The organism is Dellaglioa sp. CoH-55-MRSF-7 (assembly GCF_056782235.1).
The window spans coordinates 1-442 of sequence record NZ_JBXAYI010000065.1; the positions used below are offsets into that span (position 1 = coordinate 1).

1 protein-coding gene is annotated in these 442 nt (G+C 52.7%); it reads right to left on the reverse strand.

What is annotated here, in order from left to right:
• A partial coding sequence (locus tag AC1RPU_RS07875) for a hypothetical protein (protein WP_481769625.1) occupies positions 1-442 on the reverse strand: 442 nt, incomplete at both ends.

The window sequence follows — 442 nt, forward strand, 5'->3', positions numbered from 1 at the left end:
GTACTAGTATCCGGATTGTCTGGCACGTGGTGGATGTGCGAATCATAAACACGCCGGAAGTCGCCTATGGTCTTCGTGTTACCGGACGCAGTTTCATCCGTAATGTCGCCAGCAGCCGCGATCGTTGAATCCGTGACAACAGGACCCTGAAACTGATGAGTGGAAGCCTTGTACACGGCAGTGCCACTGGCATTTAGATTGAAGTTAGTGGTGTTGATAGTTGTGTTGCCCGACACGTTGAACTGTATGCTGCCCTGAATGTTCGACGTGTCATTGCCCTTAACAACCTTCACCACGTTACCGGAACCATCGTAGGAGATGCTATCGCCTGATACGTGGGTCCATACCCACGAGCCTGCGCTCATATCCACCTGAAGCATCGAACCCGATGGATCAACGTAGCCCCAGCGGCTTGGATTCGAGAACCAAGGGTGCTTCGACT